This window comes from Streptococcus sp. 1621 (assembly GCF_013276615.1).
Lineage (GTDB): Bacteria > Bacillota > Bacilli > Lactobacillales > Streptococcaceae > Streptococcus.
The window spans coordinates 25,385-46,635 of record NZ_VMLJ01000036.1 but is presented as its reverse complement, the minus strand read 5'-3'; the positions used below and the strand labels follow the sequence as shown (position 1 = coordinate 46,635).

Annotated in this window: 27 protein-coding genes; 20 read left to right on the top strand and 7 right to left on the bottom strand. The window is 38.5% G+C overall.

Going from position 1 to position 21,251, the window contains the following annotated elements; genetic code table 11:
• The first annotated feature begins 19 nt into the window (after positions 1-19).
• From rplE to HT697_RS08290, 19 genes are all read left to right on the top strand, one after another.
• Positions 20-562, top strand: coding sequence for a 50S ribosomal protein L5 (rplE, locus tag HT697_RS08380; protein ID WP_000013542.1), 543 nt, complete (start codon positions 20-22; stop codon positions 560-562).
• A gap of 17 nt (positions 563-579) precedes the next feature.
• Positions 580-765, top strand: coding sequence for a type Z 30S ribosomal protein S14 (locus tag HT697_RS08375; protein WP_001085697.1), 186 nt, complete (start codon positions 580-582; stop codon positions 763-765).
• Between the two features lie 180 nt (positions 766-945).
• Complete coding sequence (gene rpsH / locus HT697_RS08370; RefSeq protein WP_000245504.1) at positions 946-1,344, top strand: 30S ribosomal protein S8; 399 nt, start codon at positions 946-948, stop codon at positions 1,342-1,344.
• Positions 1,345-1,531: 187 nt separating this feature from the next.
• Positions 1,532-2,068, top strand: a complete 537-nt coding sequence (rplF, locus tag HT697_RS08365; protein WP_000086626.1) for a 50S ribosomal protein L6 — start codon at positions 1,532-1,534, stop codon at positions 2,066-2,068.
• An 83-nt stretch (positions 2,069-2,151) separates the two neighbouring features.
• Complete coding sequence (rplR, locus tag HT697_RS08360) at positions 2,152-2,508, top strand: 50S ribosomal protein L18 (protein WP_000624044.1); 357 nt, start codon at positions 2,152-2,154, stop codon at positions 2,506-2,508.
• Positions 2,509-2,525: 17 nt separating this feature from the next.
• Entirely contained in the window at positions 2,526-3,020 is a 495-nt protein-coding gene (gene rpsE, locus HT697_RS08355; protein WP_000874202.1) for a 30S ribosomal protein S5, read from the top strand.
• A 13-nt stretch (positions 3,021-3,033) separates the two neighbouring features.
• A complete protein-coding gene (gene rpmD / locus HT697_RS08350; protein WP_000057241.1) occupies positions 3,034-3,216 on the top strand; it encodes a 50S ribosomal protein L30 in 183 nt (60 codons plus the stop codon).
• 144 nt (positions 3,217-3,360) lie between these two features.
• Entirely contained in the window at positions 3,361-3,801 is a 441-nt protein-coding gene (rplO, locus tag HT697_RS08345; RefSeq protein WP_000766090.1) for a 50S ribosomal protein L15, read from the top strand.
• Positions 3,802-3,813: 12 nt separating this feature from the next.
• Positions 3,814-5,124, top strand: coding sequence for a preprotein translocase subunit SecY (gene secY, locus HT697_RS08340; protein WP_049511466.1), 1,311 nt, complete (start codon positions 3,814-3,816; stop codon positions 5,122-5,124).
• A 265-nt stretch (positions 5,125-5,389) separates the two neighbouring features.
• The gene (locus tag HT697_RS08335) at positions 5,390-6,028 is read left to right on the top strand and encodes an adenylate kinase (protein ID WP_173219266.1); all 639 of its coding nucleotides are present in this window, start codon (positions 5,390-5,392) and stop codon (positions 6,026-6,028) included.
• A gap of 116 nt (positions 6,029-6,144) precedes the next feature.
• Complete coding sequence (gene infA, locus HT697_RS08330) at positions 6,145-6,363, top strand: translation initiation factor IF-1 (RefSeq protein WP_001029883.1); 219 nt, start codon at positions 6,145-6,147, stop codon at positions 6,361-6,363.
• Positions 6,364-6,387: 24 nt separating this feature from the next.
• The gene (rpmJ, locus tag HT697_RS08325; protein ID WP_001808836.1) at positions 6,388-6,504 is read left to right on the top strand and encodes a 50S ribosomal protein L36; all 117 of its coding nucleotides are present in this window, start codon (positions 6,388-6,390) and stop codon (positions 6,502-6,504) included.
• 17 nt (positions 6,505-6,521) lie between these two features.
• Complete coding sequence (gene rpsM, locus HT697_RS08320; RefSeq protein ID WP_000090781.1) at positions 6,522-6,887, top strand: 30S ribosomal protein S13; 366 nt, start codon at positions 6,522-6,524, stop codon at positions 6,885-6,887.
• A 17-nt stretch (positions 6,888-6,904) separates the two neighbouring features.
• Positions 6,905-7,288, top strand: a complete 384-nt coding sequence (gene rpsK, locus HT697_RS08315; RefSeq protein WP_001118385.1) for a 30S ribosomal protein S11 — start codon at positions 6,905-6,907, stop codon at positions 7,286-7,288.
• Between the two features lie 42 nt (positions 7,289-7,330).
• The gene (locus HT697_RS08310; protein WP_061746340.1) at positions 7,331-8,266 is read left to right on the top strand and encodes a DNA-directed RNA polymerase subunit alpha; all 936 of its coding nucleotides are present in this window, start codon (positions 7,331-7,333) and stop codon (positions 8,264-8,266) included.
• 11 nt (positions 8,267-8,277) lie between these two features.
• Complete coding sequence (gene rplQ / locus HT697_RS08305) at positions 8,278-8,664, top strand: 50S ribosomal protein L17 (RefSeq protein WP_000331493.1); 387 nt, start codon at positions 8,278-8,280, stop codon at positions 8,662-8,664.
• Positions 8,665-8,928: 264 nt separating this feature from the next.
• A complete protein-coding gene (locus HT697_RS08300) occupies positions 8,929-9,195 on the top strand; it encodes an ACT domain-containing protein (RefSeq protein ID WP_173262921.1) in 267 nt (88 codons plus the stop codon).
• Positions 9,196-9,204: 9 nt separating this feature from the next.
• Positions 9,205-10,542 carry a PFL family protein gene (locus tag HT697_RS08295; protein WP_173262919.1) on the top strand — a complete coding sequence of 446 codons (1,338 nt, stop codon included), beginning with the start codon at positions 9,205-9,207 and terminating at the stop codon, positions 10,540-10,542.
• Positions 10,543-10,785: 243 nt separating this feature from the next.
• Positions 10,786-11,478: a histidine phosphatase family protein gene (locus HT697_RS08290; protein ID WP_173262917.1), complete on the top strand. Its 693-nt coding sequence runs from the start codon at positions 10,786-10,788 to the stop codon at positions 11,476-11,478.
• A 247-nt stretch (positions 11,479-11,725) separates the two neighbouring features.
• On the opposite strand, the gene HT697_RS08285 is transcribed toward HT697_RS08290, so the two are convergent.
• From HT697_RS08285 to HT697_RS08255, 7 genes are all read right to left on the bottom strand, one after another.
• Positions 11,726-13,384 carry an iron ABC transporter permease gene (locus HT697_RS08285; RefSeq protein WP_173262914.1) on the bottom strand — a complete coding sequence of 553 codons (1,659 nt, stop codon included), beginning with the start codon at positions 13,382-13,384 and terminating at the stop codon, positions 11,726-11,728.
• The gene (locus tag HT697_RS08280; RefSeq protein ID WP_049521551.1) at positions 13,374-14,465 is read right to left on the bottom strand and encodes an ABC transporter ATP-binding protein; all 1,092 of its coding nucleotides are present in this window, start codon (positions 14,463-14,465) and stop codon (positions 13,374-13,376) included. Before HT697_RS08280 ends, HT697_RS08285 begins: the two co-directional genes overlap by 11 nt.
• Positions 14,466-14,477: 12 nt before the next feature.
• The gene (locus HT697_RS08275; RefSeq protein WP_000731166.1) at positions 14,478-15,524 is read right to left on the bottom strand and encodes an ABC transporter substrate-binding protein; all 1,047 of its coding nucleotides are present in this window, start codon (positions 15,522-15,524) and stop codon (positions 14,478-14,480) included.
• A 162-nt stretch (positions 15,525-15,686) separates the two neighbouring features.
• Entirely contained in the window at positions 15,687-16,727 is a 1,041-nt protein-coding gene (locus HT697_RS08270) for an ABC transporter substrate-binding protein (RefSeq protein WP_173262911.1), read from the bottom strand.
• A 292-nt stretch (positions 16,728-17,019) separates the two neighbouring features.
• Entirely contained in the window at positions 17,020-17,790 is a 771-nt protein-coding gene (locus HT697_RS08265) for a response regulator (protein ID WP_173262908.1), read from the bottom strand.
• Positions 17,783-19,432 (bottom strand): histidine kinase, encoded by a 1,650-nt coding sequence (locus tag HT697_RS08260; protein WP_173262904.1) that lies wholly within the window; start codon positions 19,430-19,432, stop codon positions 17,783-17,785. The genes HT697_RS08265 and HT697_RS08260 overlap by 8 nt, the downstream gene beginning before the upstream one ends.
• Positions 19,433-19,606: 174 nt before the next feature.
• Entirely contained in the window at positions 19,607-20,383 is a 777-nt protein-coding gene (locus HT697_RS08255; protein WP_000406173.1) for a glycyl-radical enzyme activating protein, read from the bottom strand.
• Positions 20,384-20,504: 121 nt separating this feature from the next.
• On the opposite strand from HT697_RS08255, the gene HT697_RS08250 reads away from it, so the two are divergent.
• Entirely contained in the window at positions 20,505-21,251 is a 747-nt protein-coding gene (locus HT697_RS08250) for a DeoR/GlpR family DNA-binding transcription regulator (RefSeq protein WP_000824973.1), read from the top strand.

Sequence of the window (21,251 nt, the reverse complement as noted above, 5' to 3'; positions counted from 1 at the left end):
GAAGGAAAGGAGAAGTATAATGGCAAATCGTTTAAAAGAAAAATATCTTAATGAAGTAGTTCCTGCTTTGACAGAACAATTCAACTACTCATCAGTGATGGCTGTGCCTAAAGTAGATAAGATCGTTTTGAACATGGGTGTTGGTGAAGCTGTATCAAACGCTAAAAGCCTTGAAAAAGCTGCTGAAGAATTGGCACTTATCTCAGGTCAAAAACCACTTATCACTAAAGCTAAAAAATCAATCGCCGGCTTCCGTCTTCGTGAAGGTGTTGCGATCGGTGCAAAAGTTACCCTACGTGGTGAACGTATGTACGAATTCTTGGATAAATTGGTTTCAGTTTCACTTCCACGTGTACGTGACTTCCACGGTGTTCCAACAAAATCATTTGACGGACGCGGAAACTACACACTTGGTGTGAAAGAACAATTGATCTTCCCAGAAATCAACTTCGATGACGTTGACAAAACTCGTGGTCTTGACATCGTTATCGTAACAACTGCTAACACTGACGAAGAGTCACGTGCATTGCTTACAGGCCTTGGAATGCCTTTTGCAAAATAATATAGGAGGTAAATCTAATGGCTAAAAAATCAATGATTGCTAAGAACAAACGTCCAGCGAAGTTCTCTACTCAAGCTTATACTCGTTGTGAAAAATGTGGTCGTCCACATTCAGTTTACCGCAAATTTAAACTTTGCCGTGTTTGCTTCCGTGAATTAGCTTACAAAGGACAAATCCCTGGTGTAACAAAAGCATCTTGGTAATTCTAACTTTCAATCCCGTCGTGATTCGTCGTTATCTGCTTTTGCCTAACTCAAGTTATGCCTGCAAGCAGATGCCTAGACTCACTTAGGAATTGAAACCTAGAAACATATTCTGAGCCTAGCTCAATCATTAACTAGCAAGTGCAACTTGCAAACTACTAGTAAGAGGAGAAAAACAAAATGGTTATGACTGACCCAATCGCAGACTTCCTAACTCGTATTCGTAACGCTAACCAAGCTAAACACGAAGTACTTGAAGTACCTGCATCAAACATCAAAAAAGGGATTGCTGAAATCCTTAAACGCGAAGGTTTTGTAAAAAACGTTGAAATCATCGAAGATGACAAACAAGGCATCATCCGTGTATTCCTTAAATACGGACCAAACGGTGAGAAAGTTATCACTAACTTGAAACGTGTTTCTAAACCAGGACTTCGTGTCTACAAAAAACGTGAAGACCTTCCAAAAGTTCTTAATGGACTTGGAATTGCTATCCTTTCAACTTCTGAAGGTTTGCTTACTGATAAAGAAGCACGCCAAAAGAATGTTGGTGGTGAGGTTATCGCTTACGTTTGGTAATATTTAGCTCCCAATTTCTTTGTGACTCTTCGTTATCGTCTCTTGTCTAACCCAAAGTTATGCCTGCGAGACGATGCCTAGATTCACTTTGAAATTGAAACCTAAATGTTCCTTTAAATCGAGAAATCGATTTAACCCCGTGAAAACTGGCCGTTCTGGCCTGACAATCTAACAGGAGAAAATAAACATGTCACGTATTGGTAATAAAGTTATCGTGTTGCCTGCTGGTGTTGAAATCACTAACAATGACAACGTTGTAACTGTAAAAGGACCTAAAGGAGAACTTACTCGTGAGTTCTCAAAAGATATTGAAATCCGTGTGGAAGGTACTGAAGTAACTCTTCACCGTCCAAACGATTCAAAAGAAATGAAAACTATCCACGGAACTACTCGTGCCCTTTTGAACAACATGGTTGTTGGTGTATCAGAAGGATTCAAGAAAGAACTTGAAATGCGCGGGGTTGGTTACCGTGCACAACTTCAAGGATCTAAACTTGTTTTGGCTGTTGGTAAATCTCATCCAGACGAAGTTGAAGCTCCAGAAGGAATTACTTTTGAACTTCCAAACCCAACAACAATCGTTGTTAGCGGAATTTCAAAAGAAGTAGTTGGTCAAACAGCTGCTTACGTACGTAGCCTTCGTTCACCAGAACCATATAAAGGTAAAGGTATCCGTTACGTTGGTGAATTCGTTCGCCGTAAAGAAGGTAAAACAGGTAAATAATGTTGAGTGGTTGATTTTCAACCACCAACCTATTTTCCAACTTTGTGCATAGCACACGATTTAAAACTAAAGAGGTGAAAACTGTGATTTCAAAACCAGATAAAAACAAACTCCGCCAAAAACGCCACCGTCGCGTTCGCGGAAAACTCTCTGGAACTGCTGATCGCCCACGTTTGAACGTATTCCGTTCTAATACAGGCATCTACGCTCAAGTGATTGATGACGTAGCGGGTGTAACGCTCGCAAGTGCTTCAACTCTTGACAAAGAAGTTTCAAAAGGAACTAAAACTGAACAAGCCGTTGCTGTCGGTAAACTCGTTGCAGAACGTGCAAACGCTAAAGGTATTTCAGAAGTGGTGTTCGACCGCGGTGGATATCTATATCACGGACGTGTGAAAGCTTTGGCTGATGCAGCTCGTGAAAACGGATTGAAATTCTAATAGGAGGACACTAGAAAATGGCATTTAAAGACAATGCAGTTGAATTAGAAGAACGCGTAGTTGCTGTCAACCGTGTTACAAAAGTTGTTAAAGGTGGACGTCGTCTTCGTTTCGCAGCTCTTGTTGTTGTTGGTGACCACAACGGTCGCGTAGGATTTGGTACTGGTAAAGCTCAAGAAGTTCCAGAAGCAATCCGTAAAGCAGTAGATGATGCTAAGAAAAACTTGATCGAAGTTCCTATGGTTGGAACAACAATCCCACACGAAGTTCTTTCAGAATTCGGTGGAGCTAAAGTATTGTTGAAACCTGCTGTAGAAGGTTCTGGAGTTGCCGCTGGTGGTGCAGTTCGTGCCGTTGTGGAATTGGCAGGTGTGGCAGATATTACATCTAAATCACTTGGTTCTAACACTCCAATCAACATTGTTCGTGCAACTGTTGAAGGTTTGAAACAATTGAAACGCGCTGAAGAAGTTGCTGCCCTTCGTGGTATTTCAGTTTCTGATTTGGCATAAGAAAGGGGATAAAATGGCTCAAATTAAAATTACTTTGACTAAGTCTCCAATCGGACGCATTCCATCACAACGTAAAACTGTTGTAGCACTTGGACTTGGCAAATTGAACAGCTCTGTTATTAAAGAAGACAACGCTGCTATCCGTGGTATGATCACAGCAGTATCTCACTTGGTAACAGTTGAAGAAGTAAACTAATGAATTTTTAGGGGATGTGCACTATACCATCCCCTAAAACTAGATATAGTCATCTATGATGACGTCGTATAGGCGAGTTGATGGGGGAGACAACCTTTTCTCCCTTATCGGCGCTAGCATTTTACAAAAGAGGAGAAAATAAAAATGAAACTTCATGAATTGAAACCTGCAGAAGGTTCTCGTAAAGTACGTAACCGCGTTGGTCGTGGTACTTCATCAGGTAACGGTAAAACATCTGGTCGTGGTCAAAAAGGTCAAAAAGCTCGTAGCGGTGGCGGAGTTCGCCTTGGTTTTGAAGGTGGACAAACTCCATTGTTCCGTCGTCTTCCAAAACGTGGATTCACTAACATCAACGCTAAAGAATACGCAATTGTGAACCTTGACCAATTGAACGTCTTTGAAGATGGTGCTGAGGTTACTCCAGTTGTTCTTATCGAATCAGGAATTGTTAAAGCTGAAAAATCAGGTATTAAAATTCTTGGTAACGGTGAGTTGACTAAGAAATTGACTGTGAAAGCAGCTAAATTCTCTAAATCAGCTGAAGAAGCTATCACTGCTAAAGGTGGTTCAGTAGAAGTCATCTAAGAGAGGTGACCTATGTTTTTTAAATTATTAAGAGAAGCTCTTAAAGTCAAGCAAGTTCGATCAAAAATTTTATTTACAATTTTTATCGTTTTGGTCTTTCGTATCGGGACTAGCATTACAGTTCCTGGTGTGAATGCCAATAGCTTGAATGCTTTAAGTGGATTATCCTTCTTAAACATGTTGAGCTTGGTGTCGGGGAATGCCCTAAAAAACTTTTCGATTTTTGCCCTAGGAGTGAGTCCCTATATCACTGCTTCTATCGTTGTCCAACTCTTGCAAATGGATATTTTACCCAAGTTTGTAGAGTGGGGAAAACAAGGGGAAGTAGGCCGAAGAAAATTGAATCAAGCTACTCGTTATATTGCTCTAGTTCTCGCTTTTGTGCAATCTATCGGGATTACAGCTGGTTTTAATACCTTGGCTGGAGCTCAATTGATTAAAACTGCTTTAACTCCACAAGTTTTTCTGACGATTGGTATCATCTTAACAGCTGGTAGTATGATTGTCACTTGGTTGGGTGAGCAAATTACAGATAAGGGATACGGAAACGGTGTTTCCATGATTATCTTTGCCGGGATTGTTGCCTCAATTCCAGAGATGATTCAGGGCATCTATGTGGACTACTTTGTGAACGTGCCAAGTAGCCGTATCACTTCATCTATCATTTTCGTAATCATTTTGATTATTACTGTATTGTTGATTATTTACTTTACAACTTATGTTCAACAAGCAGAATACAAAATTCCAATCCAATATACTAAGGTTGCACAAGGTGCTCCATCTAGCTCTTATCTTCCTTTGAAGGTAAACCCTGCTGGAGTTATCCCTGTTATCTTTGCCAGTTCGATTACTGCAGCGCCTGCGGCGATTCTTCAATTTTTGAGCGCTACAGGTCATGATTGGGCTTGGGTAAGGGTAGCACAAGAGATGTTGGCAACCACTTCACCAACTGGTATTGCCATGTATGCTTTATTGATTATTCTCTTTACATTCTTCTATACGTTTGTACAGATTAATCCTGAAAAAGCGGCAGAGAACCTACAAAAGAGCGGTGCCTATATCCATGGAGTTCGTCCTGGTAAAGGTACAGAGGAATATATGTCTAAACTTCTTCGTCGTCTTGCAACGGTTGGTTCCCTCTTCCTTGGTGTGATTTCCATTTTGCCGATTGCAGCTAAAGATGTATTTGGTCTTTCTGATGTTGTTGCCTTTGGGGGAACAAGTCTTTTGATCATTATCTCTACAGGTATTGAAGGAATCAAGCAATTGGAAGGTTACCTATTGAAACGTAAGTATGTTGGTTTCATGGATAGAACAGAATAAAAGTATTTACTGATACTCTTCGAAAATCAAATTCAAACCACGTCAGCTTTATCTGCAACCTCAAAGCAGTGCTTTGAGCAACCTGCGGCTAGCTTCCTAGTTTGCTCTTTGATTTTCATTGAGTATGAAGCAGTAAATGCTGAGGGAGTGGAGGTTTAAACTCTGACATTTGTGAGAGTTTGGTCTCCCCTCTTCTATTTTGTTTTTAAATAGGGGTGAAAAGACTTTTTGCTTCTATTTAAAAATAAAATAAGGAGATCAAATCATGAATCTTTTGATTATGGGCTTACCTGGTGCAGGTAAGGGAACTCAAGCAGCAAAAATCGTAGAACAATTCCATGTTGCACATATCTCAACAGGTGATATGTTCCGCGCTGCAATGGCAAATCAAACTGAAATGGGTGTTCTTGCTAAGTCATATATTGACAAGGGTGAATTGGTTCCTGATGAAGTTACAAATGGAATCGTAAAAGAACGTCTTTCACAAGATGATATTAAAGAAACAGGATTCTTGTTGGATGGTTACCCACGAACAATCGAACAAGCTCATGCCTTGGACAAAACATTGGCTGAACTTGGCATCGAACTAGAAGGTGTTATCAACATCGAAGTGAATCCAGACAGCCTCTTGGAACGTTTGAGTGGCCGTATCATCCACCGCGTAACTGGAGAAACTTTCCACAAGGTCTTTAACCCACCAGTTGACTATAAAGAAGAAGATTACTACCAACGTGAAGATGATAAACCCGAGACAGTCAAACGTCGTTTGGATGTGAATATTGCTCAAGGGGAACCAATCATTGCTCACTACCGTGCCAAAGGTTTGGTTCATGACATCAAAGGTAATCAAGATATCAATGATGTCTTCTTAGATATCGAAAAAGTATTGACAAATTTGAAATAAAGCGTTTTTCACACTTGCAAAAATCCGCTACAAATGTTATACTGAGATAGTCTGACTTATAATTGTTGTCTCTGTGTCTAGAGGCATCGAATCGAAATTTATGGAGGTGCTTTTGCGTGGCAAAAGACGATGTGATTGAAGTTGAAGGCAAAGTAGTTGATACAATGCCGAATGCAATGTTTACGGTTGAACTTGAAAATGGACATCAGATTTTAGCAACAGTTTCTGGTAAAATTCGTAAAAACTATATTCGTATTTTAGCGGGAGATCGTGTTACTGTCGAAATGAGTCCATATGACTTGACACGTGGACGTATCACTTACCGCTTTAAATAATCGAAAAACTTGGAGGGATAAGAAATGAAAGTAAGACCATCGGTCAAACCAATTTGCGAATACTGTAAAGTTATTCGTCGTAATGGTCGTGTTATGGTAATTTGCCCAGCAAATCCAAAACACAAACAACGTCAAGGATAAGATAGAAAGGAGAAAACATGGCTCGTATTGCTGGAGTTGACATTCCAAATGACAAACGCGTAGTAATCTCATTGACTTATGTTTATGGTATCGGACTTGCAACATCTAAGAAAATTTTGGCTGCTGCTGGAATCTCAGAAGATGTTCGTGTACGTGATCTTACATCAGATCAAGAAGATGCTATCCGTCGTGAAGTGGATGCAATCAAAGTTGAAGGTGACCTTCGTCGTGAAGTAAACTTGAACATCAAACGTTTGATGGAAATCGGTTCATACCGTGGTATCCGTCACCGTCGTGGACTTCCTGTCCGTGGACAAAACACTAAAAACAACGCTCGCACTCGTAAAGGTAAAGCTGTTGCGATTGCTGGTAAGAAAAAATAATATAGGAGGTAAAAGTCTTGGCTAAACCAACACGTAAACGTCGTGTGAAAAAGAATATCGAATCTGGTATTGCTCATATTCACGCTACATTTAATAACACTATTGTTATGATTACTGATGTGCATGGTAATGCAATTGCTTGGTCATCAGCTGGTGCTCTTGGTTTCAAAGGTTCTCGTAAATCTACACCATTCGCTGCTCAAATGGCTTCTGAAGCTGCTGCTAAATCTGCACAAGAACACGGTCTTAAATCAGTTGAAGTTACTGTAAAAGGTCCAGGTTCTGGTCGTGAGTCAGCTATTCGTGCGCTTGCTGCCGCTGGTCTTGAAGTAACAGCAATTCGTGATGTGACTCCAGTGCCACACAATGGTGCTCGTCCTCCAAAACGTCGCCGTGTATAATCATCGCATTACACTGCTTTTCGTTTAAGAGGGAGTAACTAAATGATCGAGTTTGAAAAACCAAATATAACAAAAATTGATGAAAATAAAGATTATGGCAAGTTTGTAATCGAACCACTTGAACGTGGCTACGGTACAACTCTTGGTAACTCTCTTCGTCGTGTACTTCTAGCTTCTCTACCAGGAGTAGCTGTGACATCTATCAACATTGATGGTGTGTTACATGAGTTTGACACAGTTCCAGGTGTTCGTGAAGACGTGATGCAAATCATTCTGAACATTAAAGGAATTGCAGTGAAATCGTACGTTGAAGACGAAAAAATCATCGAACTAGATGTTGAAGGTCCTGCTGAAGTAACAGCTGGTGACATTTTGACAGATAGCGATATTGAAATTGTAAATCCAGATCATTATCTCTTTACAATCGGTGAAGGTTCTTCGCTAAAAGCGACTATGACTGTTAACAGTGGTCGTGGATATGTGCCTGCTGATGAAAATAAAAAGGATAATGCACCAGTTGGAACACTTGCTGTAGATTCTATTTATACACCAGTTACAAAAGTCAACTATCAAGTGGAGCCTGCTCGTGTAGGTAGCAATGATGGATTTGACAAATTAACCCTTGAAATCTTGACAAATGGAACAATTATTCCAGAAGATGCTTTAGGGCTTTCAGCACGTATTTTGACAGAACATCTTGATTTGTTTACAAATCTTACTGAGATTGCTAAGTCAACTGAAGTGATGAAAGAAGCTGATACTGAATCTGACGATCGTATTTTGGATCGTACGATTGAGGAACTGGACTTGTCTGTGCGTTCATACAACTGTTTGAAACGTGCCGGTATCAATACTGTGCATGATTTGACAGAAAAATCTGAAGCAGAGATGATGAAAGTACGAAATCTTGGACGCAAGAGTTTGGAAGAAGTGAAACTCAAACTCATTGATTTGGGTCTTGGATTAAAAGATAAATAAAGGAGGAATACATGGCTTACCGTAAACTAGGACGCACTAGCTCACAACGTAAAGCAATGCTTCGCGATTTGACAACTGACCTTTTGATCAACGAATCAATCGTGACAACTGAAGCTCGTGCTAAAGAAATCCGTAAAACTGTTGAAAAAATGATTACTCTAGGTAAACGTGGTGATTTGCATGCACGTCGTCAAGCAGCTGCTTTCGTACGTAATGAAATCGCATCTGAAAACTATGATGAAGCAACTGACAAGTACACTTCTACTACAGCACTTCAAAAATTGTTCTCAGAAATCGCACCTCGTTATGCTGAACGTAACGGTGGATACACTCGTATCCTTAAAACTGAACCACGTCGTGGTGATGCAGCGCCAATGGCGATCATCGAATTAGTATAAAATCATCAATTTTGTTGAGTGTTATGATGATGGAGTCTTGTGCTCTTAGTCTAGCTCTGGTCTACCGCTAGGATTTCGGTCCTAGCGGGAACACTCATCATAAGTTGGGATAGTAGACGCTTGTTTACGAAATTGTTTTTTTCTTAAGAACAACTTCGTAAGCAGGCGTTTTTGAGTATTTTAGTTGGAATTATGCTATACTATTTGAAAAGAATCCTGTTTAATGTTCAGGTTTCCTATTAAAAGAAGAATTGGAGTTTGCTTATGAAAGCGATTATAACTGTTGTTGGTAAAGATAAATCTGGAATTGTTGCAGGTGTTTCTTTTAAAATTGCAGAATTGGGTTTGAATATTGATGATATCTCTCAAACTGTTTTGGATGAATATTTCACGATGATGGCTGTCGTCTCTAGCAATGAAAAGCAAGATTTCACCTATCTTCGTAATGAGTTTGAAACCTTTGGTCAAACTTTGAATGTGAAGATTAATATTCAGAGTGCAGCGATTTTCGAAGCTATGTATAATATCTAGGAGGTTATCATGGATATTAGACAAGTTACTGAAACCATCTCCATGATTGAGGAGCAAAATTTCGATATTAGAACCATTACCATGGGGATTTCCCTTTTGGACTGTATCGATCCAGATATTAATCGTGCTGCGGAGAAAATTTATCAAAAGATTACGACCAAGGCGGCTAATTTAGTGGCTGTTGGCGATGAAATTGCAGCTGAGTTGGGAATTCCTATCGTTAATAAGCGTGTATCGGTGACTCCTATTTCTCTGATTGGAGCAGCGACAGATGCCGCAGACTATGTAGTTTTGGCAAAAGCGCTTGATAAGGCTGCGAAAGAAATCGGTGTGGATTTTATTGGTGGTTTCTCTGCCTTGGTACAAAAGGGTTATCAAAAGGGAGATAAGATTCTTATCAATTCTATTCCTCGCGCTTTGGCTGAAACGGACAAGGTATGCTCGTCAGTCAATATCGGTTCAACCAAGTCTGGTATTAATATGACGGCTGTGGCAGATATGGGACGAGTTATCAAGGAAACGGCAAATCTGTCTGATATGGGGGCAGCTAAATTGGTTGTATTTGCTAATGCTGTTGAGGACAATCCATTCATGGCGGGTGCCTTTCATGGTATTGGAGAAGCAGATGTTATCATCAATGTCGGAGTTTCTGGTCCTGGTGTGGTGAAACGTGCCTTGGAAAAAGTTCGTGGACAGAGCTTTGATGTAGTAGCCGAAACAGTTAAGAAGACTGCCTTCAAGATCACTCGTATCGGTCAATTGGTTGGTCAGATGGCTAGTGAGAGACTGGGTGTGGAGTTTGGTATTGTGGACTTGAGTTTGGCGCCAACTCCTGCGGTTGGAGATTCTGTAGCACGTGTCCTTGAGGAAATGGGGCTAGAAACAATTGGAACACACGGGACGACGGCTGCCTTGGCACTCTTGAACGACCAAGTTAAGAAGGGTGGAGTTATGGCCTGCAACCAAGTCGGTGGTTTGTCTGGTGCCTTTATTCCTGTTTCCGAGGATGAGGGGATGATTGCTGCAGTGCAAAATGGCTCTCTTAATTTGGAAAAACTGGAGGCCATGACGGCTATCTGTTCTGTTGGTTTGGATATGATTGCCATTCCAGAAGATACGCCTGCTGAAACCATTGCGGCTATGATTGCAGATGAAGCTGCAATTGGTGTCATTAACATGAAAACAACAGCTGTTCGTATCATTCCAAAAGGAAAAGAAGGCGATATGATTGAGTTTGGAGGCCTATTAGGAACTGCACCTGTTATGAAAGTCAATGGGGCTTCGTCTGTTGATTTCATCTCTCGTGGAGGACAAATTCCAGCACCAATTCATAGTTTTAAAAATTAAGAAAATAGGAGAAATTTTAAGTTCTATTTAAGGTTGGATGTGTATACTATAATCATTAAATAAAGACCTCCTAATATTATTTGAAACAGATAACACTGATTTAGTTTGAATTTGATTTTCATCTAATATCTTTATTTAATGAACTCCTAAACTTTTTCATAATAATCTCCTGCAAAAGTCGCCTGTATGGGTGGCTTTTGTTTTATCATCCATGATATAATAGAAGCAAACGGAGGACGGAAAATGGTAAAAGTACGATTGTATTTGGTACGTCATGGCAAGACTATGTTTAACACGCTTGGTCGCGCGCAAGGTTGGAGCGATACTCCCTTAACAGCTGAAGGTGAGCGAGGAATTCAAGAATTAGGAATCGGTTTGCGAGAATCTGGCCTGCAGTTTGAGCGCGCTTATTCGAGTGATTCAGGGCGCACCATTCAGACAATGGGAATTATCCTTGATGAACTTGGCTTGCAGGGAAAAATACCTTATCGCATGGACAAGCGCATCAGAGAATGGTGTTTCGGTAGTTTTGATGGAGCCTACGATGGTGATCTTTTCATGGGCATTATTCCTCGTATTTTTAATGTGGACCATGTTCACCAATTGTCTTATGCTGAACTGGCTGAGGGTTTGGTAGAGGTCGATACAGCTGCTTGGGCTGAAGGATGGGAAAAACTCAGTGGCCGAATCAAGGAAGGTTTTGAAGCGATTGTCAAAGAAATGGAAGAGCAAGGTGGTGGAAATGCCCTTGTCGTCAGCCACGGAATGACCATTGGAACCATTGTTTATCTGATTAATGGCATGCATCCGCATGGTCTCGATAATGGTAGCGTGACGATTCTTGAATATGAGGACGGTCAGTTTAGCGTTGAGGTTGTCGGAGACCGTAGTTACCGAGAATTAGGGCGTGAGAAGATGGAGGAAGCCTCTATTTAATACTCTTCGAAAATCTCTTCAAACTGCGTCAACGTCGTCTTGCCGTATGTATGCTTACTGACTTCGTCAGTTTCATCTACAACCTCAAAACCATGTTTGCTTTGAGCAACCTGCGGCTAATTTCCTAGTTTGCTCTTTGATTTTCATTGAGTATAATCAGTCTAGACTTGCTTGTCATGAACTAAAAATTTAATAAGAATATCAAGATAAGAAAAAACAGCCGAGGGGCTGTTTTTGATGGGAAAAACTAAAGTGTAATGCTATTGCTTTTAGAGATTTTCATAAACAAGAGCAAGGAACCTACTGTTAGAACAGTCAAGATAGTTGACAAGGCTGCGGCTACACCGTAATTTCCTCTGAGAACTTCTGTATAAATGGCTACAGTCATTGTTCTTGTTTTGACATTGTAGAGGAGGATAGAAGTAGAGAGTTCTGAAATCATTGTGACCCAAGATAAGATGGCTCCAGAAATAATACCAGATAGCATCATTGGAGTTGTAATCTTGGCAAAGGTATTGAGACGGCTACTTCCTAAGCTTTCAGCGGCTTCTTCAATACTTGGTGCTATTTGTTGCAAGCTAGCAACAGATGAGCGAATAGTATAAGGCAATCTTCTGACAGATAGGGACATAATCAGGATGAAAGCTGTCCCAGTAATCATAAGAAATCCACTTCCAAATAGACCGGTATTGAAGGAAGAAATGAAGGCAATCCCTAGAACGGTTCCTGGTACAATATAAGGTACCATACTGAGGCTGTCAATTAAGTTTGTGAACAAATTCCGTTTTCTAACGGCTAGGTAGGAGATAAATGTTGCAAATAGAACAACTAGAACTAAGGCAATCAAAGGGATACGAATGGTATTGAAAATAGCAGATCCCATACGATTGAAAGCTACCTTGTAACTGTTTAGAGAATAGCCTTTGACAAATACCATACCAGATGTTTTTAGGAAAGAAGTATAAATCAAGTAGACTTGAGGTAGAACAGAGAACAAGATAATTCCGTAGACTGTTGCATAAATGACAGCCATTTTTCCTTTTGTAGTTTTTTTAGGTTCAATTGGATGGAGCGAATTCATGCTGAAACTGTAGCGATTTGAAATGTATTTTTGGATAAGGAAAATTGCCAAGGCAATGATAATCGCCATAATTGCTAAAGCAGATGCAAAAGCAGAATTTCCTCCAACCTCGCTAATAAATTGGGTATAAATTAGAACGGGGAAAGTCCGATATCCTTCACCAATTAACATAGGTGTTCCAAAGTCTGAGAATGCTCTCATAAATACAAGTAAGGCAGCAGCTAGTAAGGTTGGAACTAGGAGAGGTAAAACAACCGTTACGATACGCTTAAATCCGAAGGACCCCATACTTTCAGCTGCTTCAAGTAGAGAATTGTCAATACTCTTCATTGTCCCAGCAACGTATAGAAATACGAGCGGGAATAGTTGAAGTGTAAATACAAGTACAATTCCTTTGAATCCATAAATATCGATAGCTGGAAGATGAAGGGCATTTGTCAAGAATTTAGTGATGACCCCATTTCGTCCCAGCAATAGAATCCAGGAGTAGGCTCCCACAAAAGGAGCTGACATGGAAGCAATGATAATTAATATTTGTAGAAATTTCTTCCCCTTGAAGTCATACATAGAGAAGAGATAAGCTAATAAGGTTCCTACCACTAAGGAAGTGACAGTAGCGGTAATGGAAACCTTGAAACTGTTGACAAGTGTCTCAGAGTAGTAGGCTTTACTAAAGAAAGTGACAAAATTAGCTAGTGAAAATTGTCCCTCATGTATGAGTGCTTGCTTGAGCACGGTAACGATAGGATAAACCAGAAAGACAAGATAGGTAAGAAAGATGAAGAAAGAGGAGGCTGTCCAAATATTTAGTTTTTTACGTTCCATGGTTGACTCCTTTTATCAGGTTTTGCGAACCATCTGCAGAAAAGACGTTTAATTTTTGGGTATTGATTCGTAGACGAATACGATCGCCTTTTTGTAGATCTTCTTCAAAAGTTGATTCTTCGCTAACTTGAATTTTTGAGGCAAATCCTGTTTCGATGAAGTATTCAGTATTCAGTCCAAGATAGACGCTATCGCTAATAGTTCCTTCAATATCTCCAGATTCATCTTTGATAAACTCTTCAGGACGGATGCTTACATGAATAGCTTGTGCTTCAGCCTGATCAAGGGCTGGCATTCGAAGGGCATAGCCATCTGAAAAGACGATATAAGCGCCGTCGCTCCGTTTTTCAAGAGTGGCAGGGATAATATTTGTGCGTCCGATAAAGGTTGCTACAAACTCATTAGCTGGTTTATGATAGAGTTCTTTTGGCCGACCGATTTGTTGAATCACCCCATCTTTCATAACAGCAATTTGGTCTGAAATAGCCATAGCTTCTTCTTGGTCGTGGGTCACATAAACAGTTGTAATTCCCACTTCGTGTTGGATTTCTCGAATGGCTTGACGCATATCCAAGCGAAGTTTGGCATCTAGGTTACTGAGCGGCTCGTCCATGAGGAGAACACTTGGATTAACCGCTAAGGCACGTGCCAAGGCGACACGTTGTTGTTGTCCACCACTGAGTTTATCAGGTTTTCGATCCGCATATTGAGCAATTTGCATGAGTTCAAGATATTTATTGGTCTGTTGTACCAATTCTTCTTTAGGGACTTTCTTTTGCTTAAGACCAAAAGCAACATTGTCTCGGACAGTCAAATGTGGGAAAATAGCGTAGTTTTGGAAAACCATGCCGATATTGCGTTTGCTGGGTTCCATATTATTGATTTTTGTATCATCGAAGTAAAATTCTCCGCCTTCGATACTGTTGAAACCTGCAATCATACGAAGAAGAGTCGTTTTCCCACAACCTGAAGGTCCAAGAAGGGTAAAGAGACTTCCTTTTGGAATTGTAATGTTCAAATTCTCAATAACAGGGACATCGTGATAGATTTTTTTTGCGTTAATAATTTTGATCTCACTCATAGTGAACCTCTTTTACTGTTTAGATTGGATATCTGTAAAGACTTCGTTGTATTTCTTAACGATATCTGATTTATTCTTGATGACATAATCATAATCTTCAGTGAGTGTTTTGATTTTGTCAATTGGTTTCATATTTTCGCTTGTTTTAGCATTTTTACGAACAGGACGGTTAGTAGTGGTTGTACCAAGTGTATCTTGTACTTCTTGAGAGATAATGAAATCGATAAATTTCTTGGCATTTTCCATATTTTTCGCTTTTTTAACGATAGCAGCACTAGCAGGTAGGAAGACGGTTCCTTCTTTTGGATAGACTACCTTGATATTAGCCCCGTCATTTAAGAGTTTAACTGCTGGATCTTCATAAGAGAGACCAACAGCCATTTCTCCGTCAGCGACTGCTTTATAGACACCAGATGAGCTTGAACCGATTTTACCATCAATAAGTGTGAAGAGATCTTTTACATAAGACCAAGCTTTATCGTCTTTGTAACCACCTTGAGCTTGTAGCATATTTGTTAATTGAGCAAAGGCGCTAGAAGAGTTTGCTGGGTCAGCAGTTGCGATTTTTCCTTTTAGTTCAGGTTTGAGAAGGTCGCTATATCCTTCGATGTTCATGCCTTTCGTTAAATCAGGATTGACGATTAAAACACTACCATCTAGTGTATAAGGTGTAGAGTAGCCAGTTGTGTTTTGATATTCTTTGATAACATTATCATTTTCTTTTGAAGTATAGTTTTCAAAGAGTTCTCCGTGGGTAGCATATTGTGTATAAGAACCACCAAAGATGACATCAGCTACAGGAGCTTCTTTTTCTGACTCTAGTTTTTTGAAAAGTTCTCCAGTACCAGCTTGAATCAGTTCTACTTTGATACCATATTTTTCTTCAAAGGCAGGAATAGTTGCTCCGATTAAGCCCTCTGAGTTTGGTGAATAAACGACTAGCGAACCGCCGTCTCCTTTATCAGATGAACCGCCATCGGCAGATTCATTAGAAGAACAAGCAGCAAGACCAAAAAGAGCTAGTCCGCAAGCAGCATAATACATCCATTTCTTTTTCATGATGGATACCTCCGTTGTGTTATTTAAGTTTATTTTAAAACAATGTAAGCGTTTTTAAAACCGATAATTCTATTCTATTAGAGTAAAATTCTCTACAAAAACGGAAGTAATCTTTTTGATTTTATAGTAGGGTTTGACAGTTAATCATTGGACAGTCAAATGTTATTTTTTAGATTGGATATCTGTAAAAATATCATTGTACTTTTTAAGAATAGTAGATTTATTTTTAATGACATAATCGGAATCTTCAGTGGCAATATTGATTTCTGTCATAGCTTTCATATTTTTATTGGTTTTAGCATTTTTACGAATAGGTCTGATTGTAGTTTCAGTTCCTAGCTTATCTTGGATTTCTTGAGAAAGGAGGAAATCGATAAATTTCTTAGCATTGTCCATGTGTTTGGCGTTTTTGACGATAGCTGCGTTACCAGGTAAAAAGACGGTTCCTTCTTTTGGATAAATGACTTTTACATCAACTCCGTCGTTTAAGAGTTTTAAGGCAGGGTCTTCATAGGTGAGCCCTACAGCCATTTCTCCATCTGCGACGGCTTTGTAAACATTTGAAGAGCTAGATGCAATCTTTCCATCTACTAGGGTAAATAGATTTTTCACATAGTTCCAAGCCTGTTCATTTTCGTATCCACCTTGATCGACAAGCATGTTTGTCAATTGAGCAAAGGCGCTAGATGCGTTACTTGGATCAGCAGTAGCGATTTTTCCTTTTAATTTAGGATTGAGTAGATCATTGTAGCCTTCAATTTTTATATCTTTTGTAAGGGATGAATTGGCAATGATAACACTGACATCAAGTGTATAAGGTGTGTAGAATCCTGTTTTATTTTGATATTCAGGGATTATCTGATCGTTTTCTTGGGAAATATAAGGTTCAAAAAGTTTTTCGTTAGAAGAGAAGAGGGCGTAGGAGCCTCCGAAAATGACATCAGCTACAGGGGATTCTTTTTCGGCCTCAGCTTTTTTGAACAATTCACCAGTGCTGGCTTGTACTAAGTCAACCTTAATACCATATTTTTCTTCGAAGGCTGGGACTGTTTCTTCGATAAGGTCTTCAGGGTTAGGCGAGTAGACAACCAAAGTGTTATCTGAATCTTTTTCAGAGCTAGTTTCCGCTTCTATAGGTGAAGAACATCCTGATAAAGAAAGGAATATCCAGCCACAAGAGAGAAAGAATAGTATTTTTTTCATAAGTATCTCCTTTTTTACGAACATTTTCTCTACCTAGATTGTTAATGTATTTAAATTGTAGAGTTCTACAGGATATAATAAAAACCTTAAAGAAATCTAAAACGAAAAATAGGAAACGGGTTCCTAGAGCAAGGATTGGTGGATTTTAGCTGAGATTTTGATGGTAATACTCTTCAAAACACGTCGCTTTATCTGCAATCTCAAAGCTATGATTTGAGTAGTTAGCACTTTGATTTTCATTGGGTAAAAGTATAAAATAAAAGGATTGCCTGATTTGAGCAATCCTTTTACATCAATGATTTTTATCCATGAGTTTTAATTCTTTTGGAGAAATATGGAGATATTTTTTAAAAACTTTGGCAAAATATTTATAGTCTGAAAATCCAACTTGTTCAGAGATATCGCTTAAGGGAGAATTAGGGGACTCAGCCATTTTATCTATAGCTTGCTTGAGGCGGTAGCGTAAGATATATTCATTTAGAGTCGTGGGGAAGTCTTCTTTGATAACCTTATATAGATAGCTTTCGCTATAGCTTAAAGCTTCAGCAATAGTCGCAATCGTAAAATGCTCTGCATAATGCTTGTGGACAAAGGAAATAATTTGTTGAATGATTTGGTTTTGTGTATCAACCTGTTGGATAGAGGTGAGTAAAGTTTGATATTCTTCTAAAAAAGGAGTTTCTTGATAGGTGCTACCTTGTAATCGCAAAACAATGTTTTGAAGACATTCTGTCAATTCCTTGGTATCAATTGGCTTGGATAAGAAATCAACTGCTCCATATTGCATGGCTTTTTTGGCATTTTGAAAATCGTTATAACCTGATAAGATAACTTTTTCATAGGGAAGGGTACGAGTGGCTTCGAACATCATAAAAGCATCCATAATTGGCATTGTGATGTCTGTTAAGACAATATGAGGTTCTTTTTCTTGGATGAGTCTCATTCCCTCTTGACCGTGACTGGCAGTTCCTACGACTTGGATACCCAAGGCAGAGTAGTCTACGGCAATCTCTAGCCATTTTCGGATGAGGTGTTCGTCTTCTACGATAATGAGCTTAAACATGAGTTAGTCCTTTCGTTATAAATTTGACCCAAGTTTCTCCTTGGCGATTGACTCCTAGATCTAGCTGGACATCAGAAAAGAAATTGCTCAATCGTTTGTAGCTGTTCACGATGCCATGCTGGGTATGAGGGCTATCTAAAGAGTTTAAAATAGCGATTCGCTCTTGTTTTGTGAGTCCTCTAGCATTATCCTTGACTAAAAAAGTCAGAGAATCTGCTTTCAAGGTAATTTGGATATCAATATGAAGATCAATACGGTATTGCATCCCATATTTTATAGCATTTTCTACTAGAGGAAGCAAGAAAAGTTTAGGGATAGGCTGATTATCGACAGTTTCTGGGCAAACAATATCATAGGAAAAGTGCTCGAAACGAATCTTATGAATAATCAGGTAATCCTCTATAATCTTTAAATCCTGACAAATGGTTGTTTCTTTTTCTAAATCGGTGATACTGTAGCGAAGAATGCGCGTGAGGTTTTGAATCAGGTCTTGTGTGAGAGCGGCATCCATTAAAGAAGTAATTTTAATTGTCTCAAGTGTATTGTAGAGAAAATGAGGATTGAACTGAGCTTCCAGCATTTTTCTTTCAAAAATCCACTTTTCTTTTTCGATGGTCAACATTTTTTGATGAAGTTGATCTAATTCGTACAACATATTGTTGATTTTTTCGGCCATAAACTCAAACTCATCACCTGTTTGTAGAGAAAGCCTTTTATCTGCTTGTTTGGGAATTTCTTGAAGTTGGTAAACTAAACTTTCAATGGGAACAGCGTTGTGTGTAGCAATCTTATGAGCAATTCGTCTTGCTTGCCAGAAGTAGAGGAAGAATATACATAAGGTGAGAATGGATGCTAGCCCGAGTAAGCTAGGAATGGGAAAGAAGGATTGAAAAGTATAGATTGAAAAAATAGCACCGACTTTTTCTTTTTGAACAATAAGCGGTTCATTCGCATACCAGTGGGTGCGAGAGTGTAGGAGCTTTTCATCAAATTTTTCAAGAGTGGAACGAGTAAATTGATTTGTGTTGTTGGAAAACATATTTCCAAAGTTATCGGTAATGATGTATTTAGAATTTATCATTGGGAAACTTGAGATGAAATCATTCTCATTTACGAAAGCAATAGTATAGGCCTTAACTCGTTGGTTTTGAAGTAGTGGTTTGATAAATAGTGTGTAGTGTTGCTTGTCTGAAGAGAGTGCAATTTTTTCTGTAACTTTATCTTGAGAAGGATTTTGAATGAGCAGTTTTAGATAATAGGGTGATAAAATACTTTCTTGATGATTTCGATTGGTACTAAATAGTAATTCACCTGTATCACTTAGGATAATGAGATCAGAACTAAGTTTTAATTTAGCCTTTGTCTCGTAAAATAAGCTAAAGACTTCTCGCTCTGTGTGTTTGCCATCCAAAAATCCAGGAATCATTTTATAGTTCATAGTGGTTAGGAGTTCACTATTTGCTTTTTTCATCTCTTGAACTTGTTTGACAATCTGTCTCGTGTCTTTAGAGAGTTGTTGCTTTTGTAAAAAATAGGAAAAACCAAAAAGTAAAATGAGTAGTAAAAGTGAGGTCACAAAGGCTGCGATAGAGCTTCTATGGAGAATTTCTTTTTGGAGAGATTTTTTAAAGGAATGAGACATCCGCTACCTCCTTGGAAGGGTTTTCTGTTATAAGTATAGCAGTTTAAAAATTCTAGAGCAAGGTAAAATAGAAAAGGTTTGGCTAAAATTTTTTAGCTAAACCTTTTGAAAAGTTAAGTATGTATTATAGATGCTTGTTATCTGCAAATAGCTAGAGCATTTCAGGGAGATAAACTAGAAATAACAATTAATATGATGGTTCAGAAATACCTTTTGATAATCAATAAGATCTTCAGGATGAAGTGCGTTGACTCCATCCATTTCATATTTCCGATTTAATAAACGATATTTGTTTTCACCAAATTGATGAAAAGGGAGTAGTTGAACTTGGTCGATATTTAATGAGTTAAATAGAGTAGCGAATTCTTCTGCATCCTCTAAACTATTGTTAAAATCAGGAATAACCGGGATTCTTAAAACGATAGTTTTATGTTGAGAAAAAGCATAATGAATGTTTTTTATAATCATTTGATTAAAAACCCCAGTCACTTTTTTATGTTTTATAGAATTATAATGTTTTAGGTCTGTGTAGATAAAATCCACATATTGGATTAAATCAACAAATTTTTCATGATCAACAAAGGCAGTAGTTTCAATGGCAGTGTGTATGTGATGCTCTTTAGCTGACTTTAAGATGGCTTTAGCAAATTCAAACTGAGCAAATATTTCACCCCCTGATAAAGTTAAACCTCCACCGGATTCTTCGTAAAATTCTTTATCTTTTAATACCTCTGTAATAATTTCTTCTACAGTTTTTTCTTCACCTACTAAAGTGAATTTCTCTCGTTGAGCATCTTTCATTTTTTCAGGTTTCATTCTTTGAGATTCAGGATTAGAACACCATGGACAGCGCAGAGGACATCCTTTTAAAAAAACAGTTGTACGAATACCCGGACCGTCATGAATTGAAAAGTGTTGAATATTAAAAATAATTCCTTTAGATATTTCCATAAGAGTTCCTCCTCTTTATAATTCTATCCTATCACAAAAACGAAAGAAAAACAATTACGAACGAAAGTTTAATTTGTTGTTTTTTGCTTTTTATTTTGGTAGAATAAAACGGAGGTGTAAAATGAAAAGATTGGAACAAATTATTAAATTAGTATCAGAATATGAAAAGATTGATGTTAATACATTATCGGAAAAATTAAATGTATCGAAAGTAACGATTAGAAAAGATTTAGATAAATTAGAGTCAAAAGGCTTATTACACAGAGAGCATGGATATGCTGTGTTAAATAGTGGAGATGACTTAAATGTACGCTTGTCAATTAATTATGAAATTAAGAGAAAAATTGTTCAAGAAGCAGTAAAATTGGTATCAGATAATGAAACAATAATGATAGAATCTGGTTCAACCTGTGCTTTACTTGCTGAGGAAATTTGCAAGCAAAAAAGAAATGTCACTATTGTAACAAATTCATTTTTTATAGCAAATTTTGTAAGAGGTTATGATTCATGTCGTGTTATTGTTCTTGGTGGAGAGTTTCAGAAAGATTCACAGGTTACCGTAGGACCTTTATTAAAAGAAATGATACAGACTTTTCATGTGCGTCAAGCTTTTGTTGGGACAGATGGCTACGATAAAGAGATGGGCTTTACAGGAAAAGATTTAATGCGCAGTGAGGTAGTTCAATATATTTCGGCAGCGTCGGATAAAGTCATTGTGCTAACTGACTCAAGTAAATTTGATAAAAGGGGTACAGTAAGAAGATTTGCTTTAAGTCAAGTCTATGAAGTAATAACAGACGAAAAACTTTCTAAACAAAATATAGCTACATTAGAAAATGCTGGGATAATGGTTAAGGTAGTTTCGTAA

Coding starts and splice junctions, on each gene's coding strand:
- rplE (WP_000013542.1), top strand. CDS start 20: ATGGCAAATCGTTTAAAAGAAAAATATCTTAATGAAGTAGTTCCTGCT.
- HT697_RS08375 (WP_001085697.1), top strand. CDS start 580: ATGGCTAAAAAATCAATGATTGCTAAGAACAAACGTCCAGCGAAGTTC.
- rpsH (WP_000245504.1), top strand. CDS start 946: ATGGTTATGACTGACCCAATCGCAGACTTCCTAACTCGTATTCGTAAC.
- rplF (WP_000086626.1), top strand. CDS start 1,532: ATGTCACGTATTGGTAATAAAGTTATCGTGTTGCCTGCTGGTGTTGAA.
- rpsE (WP_000874202.1), top strand. CDS start 2,526: ATGGCATTTAAAGACAATGCAGTTGAATTAGAAGAACGCGTAGTTGCT.
- rpmD (WP_000057241.1), top strand. CDS start 3,034: ATGGCTCAAATTAAAATTACTTTGACTAAGTCTCCAATCGGACGCATT.
- rplO (WP_000766090.1), top strand. CDS start 3,361: ATGAAACTTCATGAATTGAAACCTGCAGAAGGTTCTCGTAAAGTACGT.
- secY (WP_049511466.1), top strand. CDS start 3,814: ATGTTTTTTAAATTATTAAGAGAAGCTCTTAAAGTCAAGCAAGTTCGA.
- HT697_RS08335 (WP_173219266.1), top strand. CDS start 5,390: ATGAATCTTTTGATTATGGGCTTACCTGGTGCAGGTAAGGGAACTCAA.
- rpmJ (WP_001808836.1), top strand. CDS start 6,388: ATGAAAGTAAGACCATCGGTCAAACCAATTTGCGAATACTGTAAAGTT.
- rpsM (WP_000090781.1), top strand. CDS start 6,522: ATGGCTCGTATTGCTGGAGTTGACATTCCAAATGACAAACGCGTAGTA.
- HT697_RS08310 (WP_061746340.1), top strand. CDS start 7,331: ATGATCGAGTTTGAAAAACCAAATATAACAAAAATTGATGAAAATAAA.
- rplQ (WP_000331493.1), top strand. CDS start 8,278: ATGGCTTACCGTAAACTAGGACGCACTAGCTCACAACGTAAAGCAATG.
- HT697_RS08300 (WP_173262921.1), top strand. CDS start 8,929: ATGAAAGCGATTATAACTGTTGTTGGTAAAGATAAATCTGGAATTGTT.
- HT697_RS08295 (WP_173262919.1), top strand. CDS start 9,205: ATGGATATTAGACAAGTTACTGAAACCATCTCCATGATTGAGGAGCAA.
- HT697_RS08290 (WP_173262917.1), top strand. CDS start 10,786: ATGGTAAAAGTACGATTGTATTTGGTACGTCATGGCAAGACTATGTTT.
- HT697_RS08285 (WP_173262914.1), bottom strand. CDS start 13,384: ATGGAACGTAAAAAACTAAATATTTGGACAGCCTCCTCTTTCTTCATC.
- HT697_RS08280 (WP_049521551.1), bottom strand. CDS start 14,465: ATGAGTGAGATCAAAATTATTAACGCAAAAAAAATCTATCACGATGTC.
- HT697_RS08275 (WP_000731166.1), bottom strand. CDS start 15,524: ATGAAAAAGAAATGGATGTATTATGCTGCTTGCGGACTAGCTCTTTTT.
- HT697_RS08270 (WP_173262911.1), bottom strand. CDS start 16,727: ATGAAAAAAATACTATTCTTTCTCTCTTGTGGCTGGATATTCCTTTCT.
- HT697_RS08265 (WP_173262908.1), bottom strand. CDS start 17,790: ATGTTTAAGCTCATTATCGTAGAAGACGAACACCTCATCCGAAAATGG.
- HT697_RS08260 (WP_173262904.1), bottom strand. CDS start 19,432: ATGTCTCATTCCTTTAAAAAATCTCTCCAAAAAGAAATTCTCCATAGA.
- HT697_RS08255 (WP_000406173.1), bottom strand. CDS start 20,383: ATGGAAATATCTAAAGGAATTATTTTTAATATTCAACACTTTTCAATT.
- HT697_RS08250 (WP_000824973.1), top strand. CDS start 20,505: ATGAAAAGATTGGAACAAATTATTAAATTAGTATCAGAATATGAAAAG.